The sequence below is a fragment of the Mycobacterium sp. IS-1556 genome (genome assembly GCF_001499985.1).
GTDB lineage: Bacteria > Actinomycetota > Actinomycetes > Mycobacteriales > Mycobacteriaceae > Mycobacterium.
Map to the genome: position 1 here is coordinate 136,678 of NZ_LQIM01000012.1, position 15,316 is coordinate 151,993.

Consider the following 15,316-nt stretch of genomic DNA (forward strand, 5'->3'; position numbering starts at 1 on the left):
GCGTTACAGCGACTTGCCGACCAGCGCGACGAGGTCCACGAGGCGGTTCGAGTAACCCCACTCGTTGTCGTACCACGACACGACCTTGGCCTGGTTGTCGATGACCTTGGTCAGCCCCGCGTCGAAGAGCGAGCTGTGCGGGTCGGTCACGATGTCGCTGGACACGATCGGCGCGTCGTAGTACTTGAGGATGCCCTTGAGCGGACCTTCGGCCGCGGCCTTGAACGCGGCGTTGATCTCGTCGACGCTGGCCGTCTTGGACAGCTCGGCCGTCAGGTCGGTCACCGACCCGGTGGGGATCGGCACCCGCAGCGCGTAGCCGTCGAGCTTGCCCTTCAGTTCGGGCAGCACCAGTCCGATGGCCTTGGCGGCGCCGGTCGAGGTGGGCACGATGTTGATGGCGGCCGCGCGCGCCCGGCGCAGGTCCTTGTGCGGGCCGTCCTGCAGGTTCTGGTCCTGGGTGTAGGCGTGGATGGTGGTCATCAGCCCCTTGACGATGCCGAACTCGTCGTTGAGGACCTTGGCCAGCGGGCCAAGGCAGTTCGTGGTGCACGACGCGTTGGAGATGATCTTCTGGCTGCCGTCGTACTTGTCGTCGTTGACGCCCAGCACGATCGTGATGTCCTCGTCGCTGGCCGGCGCGGAGATGATGACCTTCTTGGCACCCGCGTCCAGGTGGCCCTGCGCCTTGTCGCGCTTGGTGAAGATGCCCGTTGATTCAACTACGACATCGACGCCCAAATCCCCCCACGGCAGCGCCGCCGGGCCCTCCTTGACCGACAGCGCCTTGATCTTGTTATCGCCGACGACGATGGTGTCCTCGCCCTCGAGGCTGATCTCCTTGGGGAACCGGCCCAGGATCGAGTCGAAGCGCAGGAGGTGCGCCAGCGAGGCGTTGTCGGTGAGGTCGTTGACGGCGACCACCTCGATGTCGGTGCTCTTGCCTTCGGCCTTCTGCGCCTCGAGCGCCCGGTAGAAGTTGCGCCCGATGCGGCCGAAGCCGTTAACGCCTACCCGGATGGTCACTGGTCTCTCCCTCAGTCGCCTCAACGTGTGGTGCTCAGAGGCCAGCCTAGTGGTGTGATAGCGGCCACGTGCGACCTGGTCAGTGCACAGTCAAGCTCTGGTCCGTGTACGGGTTGCCGAGCCATTCGCGGCGAATTCGTTGCAGCGTGCCGTCGGCTTCCAACTCGGCCTGCGCCACGGTCAGCCGCCCGAGTAACGCCTGGTCGCCCGGGGCGACGGCAATCGCGATGTCCTCTGTGGAGAGGCCGCGCTGAACCACGTCCACGCCGGGTATCGGCCTGACCAGTTCGGTGAGGACGGGCGCGAGCGCGATGACCGCGTCGCACGCGCCGGTGCCGAGGTCGGTCAGCGCCGAAACGATGGAGTCGTAGCTGCGGACGGCGCCGGCCTTGCCGTCGGCGGCCAATCGGTCGGCGATCGACTGGCCGGTGTCGCCGCGCCGCACGCCGATGGTCAGCCCGACGAGGTCGTCGACGGATCGCACCCGGGGCGAGCGCCGGGCGTCGACGGCCAGCGCCTGGCCGCTGATCACGTACGGCGGAAGCATGTCGGCCTCCGAGGTCACCGTGGTGCCGGTGACGCAGTCGTAGGCTGACCCTGGATCCACGAATTCGGCTGTGGCGCCGAGGTGTTCGCCCAGCGCGTGCATCAGGTCGACGTCGAGGCCGCCCTCGTCGCTGATAAAAGGCGGATACGGGATGGCCGTCGCGACCCTCAGCGTCTCCATGAATCCACCGTATTTGAGGTGGCTACGCATCGGGTGGAAACTTCCGGGTATGGAAGAACCATCAACCTGTGGCCAAGGGTTGGCGGCGCGGGCCGTCATCCCCGGCAAGCTCAGCGAAGCGCTGCACGCGCAAGCACGCGTTCTCGAGGCGCACATGAGGGCGCTCGACCCCGCCGACGCGGATGCGAGAAGGGAACTCGACGCGTACGCGGCGTTGGTGACCGCGCACCGCGACGTCGCCGACCGGTTGTCCGGTATTGCCGTCGAGATGGCCGACTACCGGAGCCTGCCCATGGCGGCACACGACGAAGCCGCGATGTCGGACACGGCGGCGCTTCGCGCATTCGAGACATTCGTCCGCGCCGAGAGCGAACTCGCGAACCTGTTGCAGGAGTTGTCGCAGCAGGATCAGGCGATGCTGAAAACGATGCGCTCGGCGGAAACCTAAGCGTCTTCGAGCAGGTCCGGCGTGACGGCCGACTCGGTGTCGGGGATGCCATCCTGTTTGGCCTTGCGGTCGGCCATCGACAGCAATCGCCGGATGCGACCGGCCACAGCGTCTTTCGTCATCTGTGGATCGGCCAGCCGGCCCAGCTCCTCCAGCGACGCCTGCCGGTGCTCGACGCGCAGCTTGCCCGCCGCGGCCAGATGGTCGGGCACCGTGTCGCCGAGGATCTCCAGCGCCCGCTCCACCCGTGCCGCGGCCGCGACGGCCGCCCGAGCCGAGCGACGCAGGTTCGCGTCGTCGAAGTTGGCCAACCGGTTCGCCGTCGCGCGCACCTCGCGGCGCATCCGGCGCTCCTCCCACGTCAGCCTGGTGTCTTGCGCGCCCATCCGGGTCAGCAACGCGCCGATCGCCTCGCCGTCGCGCACCACGACGCGGTCGGTGCCGCGCACCTCGCGGGCCTTCGCGCTGACCCCCAACCGGCGGGCCGCACCGACCAGCGCCAGCGCCGCCTCCGGGCCCGGGCAACTGACCTCCAGCGCCGACGACCGGCCCGGCTCGGTGAGTGACCCGTGCGCCAAAAACGCTCCCCGCCAGGCGGCTTCGGCGTCGGCCACGCTGCCGCCGACGACCTGGGCGGGTAACCCGCGCACGGGTCGGCCGCGCAGGTCGAGCAAGCCCGTCTGGCGGGCCAGCGCCTCACCGTCGTTCGCCACCCGAACCACATACCGCGTGCTCTTGCGGATGCCGCTGGCCGACAGAACGTGCACCGCCGCGTTGTAGCCGTACAGGTCGTAGATGTCCTTGCGCAGCCGCCTGGCGATGATGCCCAGGTCGACCTCCGCCTCGACGATCACCCGCCCCGAGACGATGTGCAGCCCGCCGGCGAAGCGCAGTAGGGAGGCCACCTCGGCGCGGCGGGCGGTGACCGCATTGACGACCAGCCGGCTCAACTCGTCTTTGACCTCGGCTGTCATCGCCACGGGTCGTCACCTCTCGGTCCGTTCATCGTCGGCGTCGGCACGGTCGGCTCCGGTGGTGCTGCGCCGCGAAGGCGAACCCCGTCCAGAGCCGCGGCCAACCGCGCCGGGTCATGTAAAGGTGTACCAGGTCTGGAGACGTCAGCGAACTCAACTCGGGCATCGAGAATGGTCGCGGTGCGCCGCAATTGCTCGCGTTCGCGTTCACTGGGCACCCGGCTCGCATCGACGATGATGTCGTGCACGGTGAAGGTCGGCGCGTGCTGCGACAGCACGTGGATGTGCCGCTCGACGGAGAAGCCGGCCGTCTCCCCCGGCTCGGCCACCAGGTTGAGCACCAGTGCTCGGCGCGCGGTTGTCGCCTGCAACGCCGCCAGCATGTCGGGCACCAGCACATGCGGGATGACGCTGGTGAACCACGAACCCGGACCGAGGACCACCAGGTCGGCGGCCATGATGGCGTCGATTGCCTGCCGGGTGGCCGGCGGGTCGCCCGGCAGCAGCCGCACCCGACGCACCTTTCCGACGGTCGTGGCGATTGCCACCTGACCGCTGATCACCCGGCTCATCCGCGGATCCGCCTCGAGACCGGCGACGTCGGCCTCGATCCCGAGCCCAACGGGGCACATCGGCAACACCCGGCCTTTGACACCCAGGATGCGGCCCAGCTCGTCGAGCGCGGCGACCGGATCGGCGAGCACTTCGCTGAGCCCGGCCAGTAGGAGGTTGCCGATCGGATGGCCGGCGAGCGCACCGCTGCCGCCGAAGCGATGCTGGATGATCGTGGCCCACAGCCGACCGTGCGGACTGTCGGAAGCCAACGCCGCCAACGCCATTCGTAGGTCACCGGGTGGCACCACGTCGAGTTCGTTGCGCAGCCGTCCCGACGAGCCGCCGTCGTCGGCGACGGTGACGACCGCGGTGACGTGCGGGGTGAGCCGGCGAGCGGCCGACAGCGTGGCGTACAGCCCGTGTCCTCCGCCGAGTGCCACGATGCGGGAACTCATTCGCGGCCCAGATCCCGGTGCAGTACCCGTACCGTCAGGTCCTCACCCGCCTGCAGCCGCGCCGCCAGCGCCTCGGCGATCGCCACGCTTCGATGTTTGCCGCCGGTGCATCCGATGGCGACGGTCATATATCGCTTCCCCTCGCGACGGTATCCGTCAATGACTACGTCGAGCAGCCGATGATAGGTGTCCAGGAACTCCCCCGCACCCGGCTGCCCGAGAACGTAGTCGCGGACCGCGGCATGCTGCCCGGTATGCGGACGCAGGTCGTCGACCCAGTGCGGGTTCGGCAGGAATCGGACGTCCATCACGGTGTCGGCGTCCATCGGCAGCCCGTACTTGTAGCCGAAAGATTCCACCGTGACGTTGGTGTGCGCGACGGTCTCACCGCCGAAGGCGCGTTCGATGCTCTCGCGCAACGCGGGCACCGACAGTGTTGAGGTGTCGATCACCAGATCGGCGGATGCGCGCACCGGGGCCAGCAGCGCCCGCTCAGCCGCAATACCTTCTGCCAGCGTCTGATTGCCCTGCAGCGGATGGCTGCGGCGGTTCTGCTCGTAGCGGCGCACCAGGATGTCGTCGGAGGCCTCCAGGAACACCACCCGCGGCGTGATGTTCCGGGCGGCCAGCTGGTTGCGCACCCAGTCGAGATCGCCGGTGAACCCCCGCGACCGCACGTCCATCACCACGGCCAGTTGGGTGATCCGCGAACCCGCCGCGAGCCCCAACTCGACCATCTGCGCGATCAGCTCCGGCGGAAGGTTGTCCGCGACGTACCAACCGAGATCCTCGAGCACCTTGGCCGCGGTGCCCCTTCCCGCGCCGGACAATCCGGTGACGAGGACCACGTCGATATCCGAGTCGGCGTTCGCCTCGTCGCGGAGGTCCTCGTGCATCCCTTGGTCCGTCATCCCGATACCCTGCTCCGATCATGGCCGATCGCCGCCTCGGGCGCGTCGCTTTCGGGCGGGACGCCGAGTGCGTCCAGTACGGCCCTGGCGGTGGCGACGCCGATACCCGGTACCGCGGTGATCTCCTCGATGGACGCCTCTTTGAGTCGGGCCACCGAGCCGAAATGGGTGACCAGTGCCTTGCGGCGATGCTCGCCGAGACCGCGCACCGAGTCCAGCGCTGAGGCGGTCATCCGCTTGGACCGCTTGCTGCGGTGATAGGCGATCGCGAACCGGTGCGCCTCGTCCCGCACGCGCTGCAGGAGGTAGAGCCCTTCACTGTTGCGCGGCATGATCAGCGGGTCGGGTTCGGACGGAACCCACACCTCCTCCAGCCGCTTGGCCAGTCCGATCACCGCGACATCGGTGATGCCGAGTTCGTCGAGCACCGACTGTGCGGCGTTGACCTGGGGTGCACCCCCGTCGACGACGAACAGGTTGGGTGGATAGGCGAACTTGCGCGATTTTCCTTCCGGCGCAAGCTCGGTCGGGTGCTGGGTATCGTGCAGGTGACGGTAGAACCGCCGCCTCGTCACCTCGGCGATCGACGCCACATCGTCGGAACGGCCCTCGCCCGCGGCTTCCCGGATGGCGTAGTGCCGGTAATCGGACTTACGTGGAAGACCGTCTTCGAACACCACCAGCGAGGCCACCACATCGGTGCCCTGTACATGGCTGATGTCGACGCATTCGATGCGCAGCGGTGCGTCGGCGAGCCCGAGCGCGTCCTGAATACTCTGCAGCGCAGCGGTTCTCGCGGTGAAGTCACCGGCCCGCTTGAGCTTGTGCTGCGTGAGCGCGTCCATGGCGTTGCGGCGGACCGTCTCGGCGAGCGCGCGCTTGTCGCCGCGCTGTGGCACGCGCAGCATCACCCGCGACCCCCGCAACTGCGTGAGCCAGGCCGCCAGCTCGTCGGCGTTGCCCGGCAGGCACGGGACCAGCACTTGGCGCGGCACGGGATTCGTCGACTCGTCGGCGGCGCCGTCCAATTCGGCCTGCTCGCCGTAGAACTGGGTCAAGAACTGTTCCACCAAGTGTTCCTGACTCGTTTCGCCCGGCTCACCCGATTTCTCGACGATCCAGCCGCGCTGGCCGCGCACCCGGCCACCGCGGACGTGGAAGACCTGCACGGCGGCTTCCAGATCGTCGTCGGCGAAGGCCACCACGTCGGCGTCAGTGCCGTCGCCGAACACCACCGCCTGCTTCTCCAGCGCCCGCTTGAGCGCACCGATGTTGTCGCGCAGGCGCGCGGCTCTCTCGAAATCCAATTCCTCGGCGGCCTCGGTCATCTGCTGTTCCATGTCGCGGACCAGCCGGTCGGTCTTGCCCGCCAGGAAGTCGCAGAAATCGAGGACGATCTGGCGATGTTCGTCGGCACCGACCCGGCCGATGCACGGAGCCGAGCACTTGTCGATGTAGCCCAGCAGGCACGGCCGGTCGATTTGCCTGTGCCGCTTGAACACTCCCGCCGAGCAGGTACGAGCTGGAAACACGCGGGTGAGGAGGTCGAGGGTTTCGCGGATCGCCCAGGCGTGCGAGTACGGACCGAAGTAGCGGACACCCTTGCGCCGCGCCCCGCGGTACACCATCAGCCGCGGGTACTCCTCGTTGAGCGTGACCGCGAGCACCGGGTATGACTTGTCGTCCCGGTACCGGATGTTGAATCGCGGATCGAACTCTTTGATCCAGTTGTACTCGAGCTGCAGCGCCTCGACTTCGGTGTTGACCACCGTCCAGTCGACGCTGCCCGCCGACATCACCATCTGCCGTGTGCGGGGGGCCAGGTTCACCAGATCGGCGAAGTAGGAGTTCAGCCGACTGCGCAGACTCTTCGCCTTGCCGACGTAGATGACCCGGCCGTGCGGGTCGCGGAACCGGTAGACGCCCGGCTCGACGGGGATCGACCCGGGGGCGGGTCGGTACGTCGCTGGATCGGGCACGGATTCCAGGTTACTGCCGCGTCACGACGTCCCCGATCCACTACCGTCGAGTGATGCGGATCTCCTCACTGATGAAGGTGATGGCGCCGCTGACGGGGATGAGCATGGTGCTGGCCGGGTGCGCCGCGGAGGACGCCAGGGAACCCGCCGCGGGACCGTGCGAGATCGTCACGAACGGCACGCCGGAGGGGGCCACCGGTTACCGCACCGACATGACGCCGGTACGCACGGCAACGTATTCGGTCGTCACCGCGAACCCACTGGCCACCCAGGCCGCATGCGAGGTGCTACGCGACGGCGGCACCGCAGCGGACGCGCTGGTCACCGCGCAGGCCGTCCTTGGTCTGGTGGAGCCGCAGTCCTCGGGCATCGGCGGCGGTGGTTTCCTGCTGTACCTCGATGCCGCCTCGGGGGCTGTGCAGGCCTACGACGGCCGCGAGACCGCGCCGGCCGCTGCCACGGAGAACTACCTGCGCTGGATCTCCGACGCCGACCGCACCGAACCGAAACCCGACGCCCGGGCCTCCGGCCGCTCCATCGGCGTGCCGGGCATCGTCCGAATGCTCGCCGAGGTCCACGCCGAACACGGCAGAACGGCCTGGCGCGACCTGTTCGGTCCCGCGGTCGCGCTGGCCGACGACGGCTTCGACATCAGCCCACGATTGGCCGCGGCCATCGCCGACGCGGCGCCACGGCTGCAGGTCGATCCGCAGGCCGCCGAGTATTTCCTCAACCCCGACGGCACCCCGAAGGCTGCGGGCACCCGGCTGACGAACCCGGCCTATTCGAAGACGTTGGGCGCCATCGCCGTTGACCCGCAGGCGTTTTACACCGGCACCCTCGCCCGGGACATCGTGGCGGCGGCGGCCGACACCTCCGGTGGTCGGACGCCCAGCGCGATGACGGTCGAGGACCTGGCCGGGTACACCGTCAAGAAGCGGCAGCCGTTGTGCACCCCGTACCGCGGACGCGAGATCTGCGGGATGCCGCCGCCGTCGTCCGGCGGCATCGCCGTTGTCGCCACGCTCGGGATTCTCGAACACTTCCCGATGGCCGATCACAAGCCGACCGACATCGATCTCAACGGCGGCCGACCCTCGGTCATGGGCGTACACCTGGTCGCCGAGGCGGAACGACTGGCCTACGCCGATCGCGACAAGTACGTCGCCGACACCGATTTCGTTCCGTTGCCGGGCAACTCACCCGAAACACTGCTCGGCAGCGACTATCTCGCCGGTCGCGCCGCCTTGATCTCCGAGCAGCACAGCATGGGCACCGCGAAGCCCGGCGAGTTCGGCCCACCGACGGCCCCGGCGCCGCCGACTCCGGAACACGGCACCAGCCATCTCAGCATCGTCGACAAGCAGGGCAACGCCGCGTCGCTGACCACCACGGTGGAATCGGCCTTCGGCTCCTTTCACATGGTCGACGGGTTCATCCTCAACAACCAGCTGACCGACTTCTCGGCCGACCCCACCGGCCCCGACGCAACACCCATCGCCAACCGGGTCCAGCCCGGCAAGAGACCACGCAGCACGATGGCCCCGACGCTGATCTTCGACCATGCGCCGGACCGGCCGGGAGAGCGCGGTCGACTGTACGCGGTCCTCGGTTCGCCCGGCGGTTCGGTGATCATCCAGTTCGTGACGAAAACCATTGTGGGCCTGCTCGACTGGGGTCTCGATCCGCAGCAGGCGGTGTCGATGGTCGACTTCGGTGCGGCGAACACACCGACCACCAACGTCGGCGGCGAGCATCCGGCCATCGACACCTCCGATAACGGGGACCACGACCCCCTGGTGCAGGGACTGCGTGAACTCGGCCATGAGGTCGACCTGGCCGACCAGTCGAGCGGCCTGTCGGCCATCGCCCGGGACGGCACCGGCCTCATCGGCGGCGCGGACCCTCGCCGGGAAGGGTTGGTCATGGGTGACTCCCGATGACGGTGTGCGTCGCCCAACTCGACGAGTCCGATTGGCGGGTGTTCGCCGGCATGCGGCTACGGGCGCTGGCCGACGCGCTGGGTGAAAACGATCCGAGTTACCGGGACGAAGCGGCTTTCACCGCCGCGCAGTGGCGGCGCCGGTTGCGCGAGCATGCGCAGTTCGCCGCGGTGGTCGGCGACCGGCCGGTCGGCCTGATCGCAGCGCAACGGGAGAACCCCGAGACGGTGTATCTCTACTCGCTGTGGCTCGATCCGGCAGCCCGCGGCCGCGGCCTGGCCCGACGTCTGGTCGCGACCGCCGTGGACTGGGCACGCGCCAGCCACGTCCACACGGTCAGGTTGCGCGTGGCCACCGACAATGCCGCGGCACGCGGGGTTTACGAGAGCCTCGGCTTCACCGTCGCCGATGATCAAACAGCTTCCAAGCGCGAGGAACTCGCGATGTCACTCAGCGTGAGTTGACGTCCTTGTAGCGGTCGTGCAGGGCGCGGACGCGGTCCATCGCGTCGACGGCGCGGTCCTTGTCGACGGCCTGAATCGCCATGACCGGAATGTATTCGTCGTCGGGCAGATCGACGCGGGCCCACCGCGCGCCTCGAGGGAACGAGATGTCGACGACGTCCGACCATGGAACCACTTTGTCGCCGAGCAGATTCCGCACCGCTACCCCCGGCGCTCCTACGCGCAGCCGGGGCCGGGCGAACAGCAGCACCACACCGGCGATGACGACGCCCAGCAGTGCGATCGCCACCTGGTCGGCGGTCCGGAAGATCACCCCGGTGGAGCCGATCTTCAACAGTGCACCGACGGTGACGTGTGCGGCGAGGATCAGCGCCGCGGCGGCGTAAGCGAAATACACTGCCAGGCGGGGGCGTATCTCGACGTCCCAGTCATTCATGGGCGCGAAGGCCTCGCAGGGTCAGCGCCGTGGTCAGCGCCGCAGCGGCCGCCTGGGCTCCCTTGTCTTCGGACGAGGAGGGCAGCCCGGCACGGTCCAGGGCCTGCTGCTCGCTGTTGGTCGTCAGCACACCGTTGGCGACTGGTGTCGACGCGTCCAGCGACACCCGGGTCAGGCCCTGGGTGACCGCATCGCAGACGTAGTCGAAATGCGGTGTCTCGCCGCGGATCACCACACCCAACGCCACCACGGCATCGTGTGTGGCCGCCAATGCCTGTGCTACGACCGGGATTTCGATGGCGCCCAGCACCCGCACCACGGTGGGGTCGTCGATGCCGGCGCCCGAGGCGACTTTGCGGGCGCCGCCGAGCAGCGCGTCACAGATGGTCTCGTGCCATGTGCTGGCCACGATGGCCAGCTTCAGCCCCGATCCGTCGATGTTGGGAAGATCGGGTACACCAGTACCACTCACAGGGCTCCACCGAGATCGGTCGGGCGCCGGTCACCAAGCAGGTAGACGCCTTCGTCGTAGTCGGCCATGGTGGTCGCTTCGTGGTAGTCGTCGAGGCCACTCAGGTCGTGACCCATCCGGTCGCGCTTGGTCATCAGGTAGCGGATGTTCTCCTTGTTGGCCCGCACCGGAAGCGGCACGCGTTCGATGATGTGCAGGCCGTAGCCGTCCAGGCCGACCCGCTTGGCGGGGTTGTTGGTGAGCAGCCGCATCGAACGCACCCCGAGATCGACGAGGATCTGTGCGCCGATGCCGTAGTCGCGGGCATCGGCGGGCAGGCCGAGCTTGAGGTTGGCGTCGACGGTGTCGTCGCCGGCGTCCTGCAATTGGTACGCCTGCAGCTTGTGCATGAGCCCGATACCGCGACCTTCGTGCCCGCGCATGTACAGCACGACGCCGCGGCCCTCGCGGGCGACCATCGCCATCGCGGCGTCGAGTTGCGGGCCGCAGTCGCAGCGCTGGGACCCGAACACGTCGCCGGTGAGGCATTCGGAGTGCACCCGCACCAGCACGTCGTGACCGTCGCTGGTCGGCCCGGCAATATCGCCCCTTACCAGGGCGACGTGCTCGACGTCGTCGTAGATGCTGGTGTAGCCGACGGCGCGGAACTCGCCGTGGCGGGTGGGGATGCGCGCCTCGGCGATGCGCTCGATGTGCTTTTCGTGCTTGCGCCGCCACTCGATCAGATCGGCGATCGAGATCAGCGCGAGATCGTGCTCGTCGGCGAAGATGCGCAGCTCGTCGGTCTGCGCCATCGCGCCCTCGTCCTTCTGGCTGACGATTTCGCAGATCGCACCGGCGGGTTGTAGTCCGGCGAGGCGGGCCAGGTCGACGGCCGCCTCGGTGTGACCGGGGCGACGCAACACCCCGCCGTCCTTCGCGCGCAGCGGCACGACGTGTCCCGGCTTGGTGAAGTCGTCGGCGAGACTGGCGGGGTCGGCCAGCAGCCGCATCGTCGTCGCCCGGTCCGAGGCCGAAATTCCCGTTCCCACACCGTTCTTCGCGTCGACGGTGACGGTGTACGCGGTGCCGTGCTTGTCCTGGTTGACCGCGTACATCGGCAGCAGACCGAGCTTGTCGCAGATCGCGCCGTCCAGCGGCACACACAGATAACCCGAGGTGTAGCGGACCATGAACGCGACGAGTTCAGGAGTGGCCTTCTCGGCGGCGAAGATGAGGTCACCTTCGTTCTCGCGGTCCTCATCGTCGATCACGACGACGGCCTTACCCGCGGCGATGTCGGCAACCGCTCGCTCAACAGAGTCCAGCCTCGTCACCACATCAGTATGAACCACCACGGTTCAGAAGTTATTGCCGCTCCCCTGACCTGGGAAGACGGGCTCCCGGCCAGCGGTCATCGGCGGCCCGCGAAAGGGGCAGTAAGCCGTCTGGTCAGCAGCCGAGATGGACTACGGCAGCTCTGACGATGTCACCTGCCGCGGTCAGAGACACCCCAAGATCTCTGTAGACCATCTTGACGGCTTCCGGGGAGTTGGTACCGCTGCGCTCGGCTTGGCACACCCGGTACCCCTCAGCGAGCAATTGCGCAGCAGTGAGATGGGTGTAGCTGGGCAACAACTCTTTCAGATAGGTTGCTTCGTCCGCCTGCGCGGGCGCTGCGCTGATCACCGCGAACGTCGACAAGGCCGCCACTGGAACGATCAGACCGCGATATGTCGTGACCATGACCAGAGCCTACGGGCGCAACCCCACTCTCAGCCGGTGAACGGATTTTCCGGAGCCAGCAACCGCTCGACATACTTCGCGATCACATCCACCTCGAGGTTGACGTGGGTACCGACCTCGGCGCGACCGAGCGTCGTCAGGTCGAGCGTGGTCGGGATCAACGACACCTCGAACCAGTCATGCCCGAGGCCGGACACCGTCAGGGACACCCCGTCGACGGTGATGGAGCCCTTCTCCACCACGTAGCGCGACAGCGCGGTCGGCAGCGCGATACGCACCACCACCCAACGTTCCGACGGTGTGCGCGCGACGACGTGTCCGGTTCCGTCGACGTGTCCCTGGACGATGTGGCCGCCGAGCCGGCTGTTGACCGCCGCCGCACGCTCCAGGTTGACCCGGCTGCCTGTTCCGACGCGGCCGAGGCTGGACCGGTTCAACGTCTCACCGATCACGTCGGTGGTGAACACGCCGTCGGGCCGCACCTCGACGACGGTCAGGCAGACGCCGTTGACCGCGATCGAGTCGCCGTGGCGGGCATCCGATGTCACGAGGGGTCCGCGGATCGCGAGCCGGGCGAAATCGCCGAGCTCCTCCTTGTCGACGACCTCGCCCACCTCTTCGACGATTCCGGTGAACACGCCGCCAGACTATCCAGTCACCACGCCCCGTCGACCGCTTCCACATCGCCGGACCCTCTACGATGCACTCATGCCCAAGCGCCTCATGCTGATCGTCGCAACCCTGGCCGCCGCCGTCGCCTTCCTCGCGGGGTGCTCCAAGTCGGAGGAATCCGCCAAAGACCTTCCGGATGCCGCGACTCTCCTGCAGCAATCCAGCCAAACCACAAAGAACCAGACCAGCGCGCACATGAAGCTGACGATGGAGGGCCCGTCCGAAAAGCTGCCGATCGAGATGCTCGAAGGCGACCTGAGCAACGCTCCGGTTTTCTCCGCCGAAGGCAAGGTCAATCTCCTGATGATGGGCCAGCGCCTCGAAGGCGTGGAGTTCAAGGTCGTTGACGGCGACCTCTACGCCTCGCTGACTCCGGGCGCCGGCTTGTCGAATTTCGGCCCGGCCGCCGAAATCTACGACGCCTCGCTCATCCTCAATCCCGAGACGGGCGTGGCCAACGTGCTCGCCAACTTCTCCGACGCGAAGGCCGAGGGCCGCGAGACGATCAACGGTGTGGAGACCGTCCGCATCACCGGAAACGTCAGCGCCGACGCGGTCAACAAGATCGCGCCGCAGATCGGGGCGACCGGTCCGGTGCCCGGAACCGCGTGGATCGCTGAGGACGGCGACCACAAGCTGGCCCAGGTCAAGCTGCAGACCGCCCCAGACACCAGCATCACCATGACGCTGTCGGAGTGGGGCAAGCCGGTGACCGTCACCAAGCCGCCGGCGGCCTGATGTCGGTTTCAGTAGGAGCCGCTAACGCCGAGACGACGCCAACGACGAGGTCGAATCGCCGGATCGCGATCAGTGCGGGCGGCCTCGCGGTGCTGCTCGGCGCGCTGGACACTTACGTCGTCGTCGCCATCATCAGGGACATCATCGTCGACCTCAGCATCCCGGTGAACCAGCTGCAACGGGTGACTCCGATCATCACCTGTTATCTGCTGGGCTACATCGCGGCCATGCCGCTGCTGGGCCGCGCCTCGGACCGGTTCGGCCGCAAGTTCATCCTGCAGCTGAGCCTGGCAGGGTTCGCGGTCGGTTCCGTCGTCACCGCGATGTCGAACGACCTGGTTCCGATGGTGGTCGGCCGCACGATTCAAGGCGTCGCGAGCGGCGCGCTGCTGCCAGTCACGCTGGCGCTGGCCGCAGACCTGTGGGCCACCCGTAATCGGGCGTCGGTACTGGGCGGGATCGGCGCCGCGCAGGAATTGGGCAGTGTGTTGGGCCCGCTTTACGGCATCGGCGTGGTCGCACTCCTGAACACGTGGCGAGACGTGTTCTGGATCAATGTGCCGCTGGCGCTCGTGGCGATGGTGCTGATTCATTTCAGCCTGCCCGCCCGCCTCAAGTCCGAAGACCCGGAACGGGTGGACGTGGTCGGCGGAGTACTGCTCGCCGTCGCGCTCGGCCTGACGGTGATCGGGCTGTACAACCCCGCTCCCGACGGCAAGAAGATCCTGCCGAGCTACGGGCTGCCGGTGCTCCTGGCCGCGGCGCTCGCCCTGGTGTTGTTCTTCGTTTGGGAGCGGTTCGCCCGCACCCGGCTGATCGATCCGGCCGGCGTCCACTTCCGGCCATTCCTCGCCGCGCTGGGGGCGTCGCTGTGCGCGGGCGCCGCGCTGATGGTGACGCTCGTCAACGTCGAACTGTTCGGGCAGGGCGTGCTCGGTGAGGACCAGAACGGAGCGGTTCTTCTGCTGCTGCGCTTCCTGATCGCGCTGCCGATCGGTGCGGTCATCGGCGGCTGGATCGCCACCCGGATCGGCGATCGCATCGTCGCCTTCGCGGGCCTCATGATCGCCGCGGGCGGGTACTGGCTGATCTCGAACTGGGGGGTCGATGTGCTGACCACCCACCACGACCTCGGCTTTGTCGCCCTACCGGTGCTCGACACCGACCTTGCGATCGCGGGCTTCGGACTGGGCCTGGTGATCGGGCCGCTGACCTCGGCGACACTACGAGTGGTGCCGGCGGCTCAGCACGGCATCGCCTCGGCCGCCGTCGTGGTGGCACGCATGATCGGCATGCTGATCGGCCTGGCCGCGCTGACGGCATGGGGCTTGTACAAGTTCAATCAGTTCCTGGAGGAGCGCCTCGACGCCCTACCGGCCCCAACGGCAGATACCCCCGGCGGGTTGATGGCCGCTCAAGCCGCGCGACTTTCACGGGCGACCGTGGAGGCCTACACCATGCAGTATGGGGTTATTTTTCTGGCAACAGCGGTGGTCTGCGTCGCCGGCGCCTTGCTCGGACTGCTGATCAGCGGCAGGAACGAGCATGCCGACGAACCGGCGGCCGTAGGCGAGAAAGCCGACGCAGACTCGGTCAGCGGCCTCTAGCAGCGCTCGAGGCCGGGGCGCAACAGCGCGGGCTCGGCTGGCCGGGCGGCCTTCTCCTCGGCGGCATCACCCCGCAAGGTGTCGCAGATCAAGGCCGCGAGGCTTCGGGGGTCCATTGGGCGAATGCTGAGCCAGTCCTGCAGTGCAGTCATGGGTCGTCCTTTGTTCGTGCTCACCTGCGCGC

General features: G+C 67.8%; 17 protein-coding genes. 5 read left to right on the forward strand and 12 right to left on the reverse strand.

The genetic code is table 11. The annotated features are described in order from the left end of the window. Positions 1-3: 3 nt before the first annotated feature. Positions 4-1,026 carry a type I glyceraldehyde-3-phosphate dehydrogenase gene (gap, locus tag AU187_RS09930; RefSeq protein ID WP_059099981.1) on the reverse strand — a complete coding sequence of 341 codons (1,023 nt, stop codon included), beginning with the start codon at positions 1,024-1,026 and terminating at the stop codon, positions 4-6. Between the two features lie 79 nt (positions 1,027-1,105). Beyond that, positions 1,106-1,753, reverse strand: a complete 648-nt coding sequence (locus AU187_RS09935; RefSeq protein ID WP_059100171.1) for an ABC transporter substrate-binding protein — start codon at positions 1,751-1,753, stop codon at positions 1,106-1,108. Between the two features lie 49 nt (positions 1,754-1,802). Here AU187_RS09935 and AU187_RS09940 point away from each other — a divergent pair, with 49 nt between their 5' ends. After that, a complete protein-coding gene (locus AU187_RS09940) occupies positions 1,803-2,201 on the forward strand; it encodes a hypothetical protein (protein WP_156425372.1) in 399 nt (132 codons plus the stop codon). Here AU187_RS09940 and whiA read toward each other — a convergent pair. From whiA to uvrC, 4 genes are read right to left on the reverse strand one after another with little or no spacing between them, the layout of a single operon-like run. Further along, positions 2,198-3,175, reverse strand: coding sequence for a DNA-binding protein WhiA (gene whiA, locus AU187_RS09945; RefSeq protein ID WP_156425383.1), 978 nt, complete (start codon positions 3,173-3,175; stop codon positions 2,198-2,200). The two genes, AU187_RS09940 and whiA, sit on opposite strands and share 4 nt — an antisense overlap. Further along, positions 3,172-4,185, reverse strand: coding sequence for a uridine diphosphate-N-acetylglucosamine-binding protein YvcK (yvcK, locus tag AU187_RS09950; protein ID WP_059156939.1), 1,014 nt, complete (start codon positions 4,183-4,185; stop codon positions 3,172-3,174). The genes whiA and yvcK overlap by 4 nt, the downstream gene beginning before the upstream one ends. Beyond that, a complete protein-coding gene (gene rapZ, locus AU187_RS09955) occupies positions 4,182-5,081 on the reverse strand; it encodes an RNase adapter RapZ (protein WP_172799489.1) in 900 nt (299 codons plus the stop codon). Before rapZ ends, yvcK begins: the two co-directional genes overlap by 4 nt. Before the next feature lie 11 nt (positions 5,082-5,092). Beyond that, positions 5,093-7,075 (reverse strand): excinuclease ABC subunit UvrC, encoded by a 1,983-nt coding sequence (gene uvrC, locus AU187_RS09960; protein WP_059099976.1) that lies wholly within the window; start codon positions 7,073-7,075, stop codon positions 5,093-5,095. Positions 7,076-7,173: 98 nt separating this feature from the next. Between uvrC and AU187_RS09965 the strand changes: the two genes are divergently transcribed. Both AU187_RS09965 and AU187_RS09970 read left to right on the forward strand, forming a co-directional pair. Then, on the forward strand, positions 7,174-9,018 hold the full coding sequence (locus AU187_RS09965; protein WP_502687751.1) for a gamma-glutamyltransferase family protein: 1,845 nt from the start codon (positions 7,174-7,176) through the stop codon (positions 9,016-9,018). Continuing rightward, positions 9,015-9,482 carry a GNAT family N-acetyltransferase gene (locus AU187_RS09970; protein WP_059099975.1) on the forward strand — a complete coding sequence of 156 codons (468 nt, stop codon included), beginning with the start codon at positions 9,015-9,017 and terminating at the stop codon, positions 9,480-9,482. Before AU187_RS09965 ends, AU187_RS09970 begins: the two co-directional genes overlap by 4 nt. Here the strand turns inward: AU187_RS09970 and AU187_RS09975 are convergent. The 5 genes from AU187_RS09975 to AU187_RS09995 all read right to left on the reverse strand — a co-directional run bounded on the left by AU187_RS09975 (position 9,469) and on the right by AU187_RS09995 (position 12,753). Continuing rightward, positions 9,469-9,918, reverse strand: coding sequence for a PH domain-containing protein (locus AU187_RS09975; RefSeq protein ID WP_059099974.1), 450 nt, complete (start codon positions 9,916-9,918; stop codon positions 9,469-9,471). The two genes, AU187_RS09970 and AU187_RS09975, sit on opposite strands and share 14 nt — an antisense overlap. Further along, complete coding sequence (gene ribH, locus AU187_RS09980) at positions 9,911-10,390, reverse strand: 6,7-dimethyl-8-ribityllumazine synthase (RefSeq protein WP_059099973.1); 480 nt, start codon at positions 10,388-10,390, stop codon at positions 9,911-9,913. The genes AU187_RS09975 and ribH overlap by 8 nt, the downstream gene beginning before the upstream one ends. Then, the gene (locus AU187_RS09985) at positions 10,387-11,706 is read right to left on the reverse strand and encodes a bifunctional 3,4-dihydroxy-2-butanone-4-phosphate synthase/GTP cyclohydrolase II (protein WP_059164099.1); all 1,320 of its coding nucleotides are present in this window, start codon (positions 11,704-11,706) and stop codon (positions 10,387-10,389) included. Before AU187_RS09985 ends, ribH begins: the two co-directional genes overlap by 4 nt. 115 nt (positions 11,707-11,821) lie before the next feature. Then, positions 11,822-12,115: a DUF732 domain-containing protein gene (locus AU187_RS09990; RefSeq protein WP_082691799.1), complete on the reverse strand. Its 294-nt coding sequence runs from the start codon at positions 12,113-12,115 to the stop codon at positions 11,822-11,824. 29 nt (positions 12,116-12,144) lie between these two features. Beyond that, positions 12,145-12,753, reverse strand: coding sequence for a riboflavin synthase (locus AU187_RS09995; protein WP_059099971.1), 609 nt, complete (start codon positions 12,751-12,753; stop codon positions 12,145-12,147). 70 nt (positions 12,754-12,823) lie between these two features. Between AU187_RS09995 and AU187_RS10000 the strand changes: the two genes are divergently transcribed. Further along, positions 12,824-13,525 (forward strand): LppX_LprAFG lipoprotein, encoded by a 702-nt coding sequence (locus AU187_RS10000; RefSeq protein ID WP_059099970.1) that lies wholly within the window; start codon positions 12,824-12,826, stop codon positions 13,523-13,525. Continuing rightward, positions 13,525-15,132, forward strand: coding sequence for an MFS transporter (locus tag AU187_RS10005; protein ID WP_059166772.1), 1,608 nt, complete (start codon positions 13,525-13,527; stop codon positions 15,130-15,132). Before AU187_RS10000 ends, AU187_RS10005 begins: the two co-directional genes overlap by 1 nt. Here the strand turns inward: AU187_RS10005 and AU187_RS25640 are convergent. Beyond that, a complete protein-coding gene (locus AU187_RS25640) occupies positions 15,129-15,284 on the reverse strand; it encodes a hypothetical protein (RefSeq protein ID WP_172800208.1) in 156 nt (51 codons plus the stop codon). The genes AU187_RS10005 and AU187_RS25640 overlap by 4 nt on opposite strands. Between the last annotated feature and the right edge of the window lie 32 nt (positions 15,285-15,316).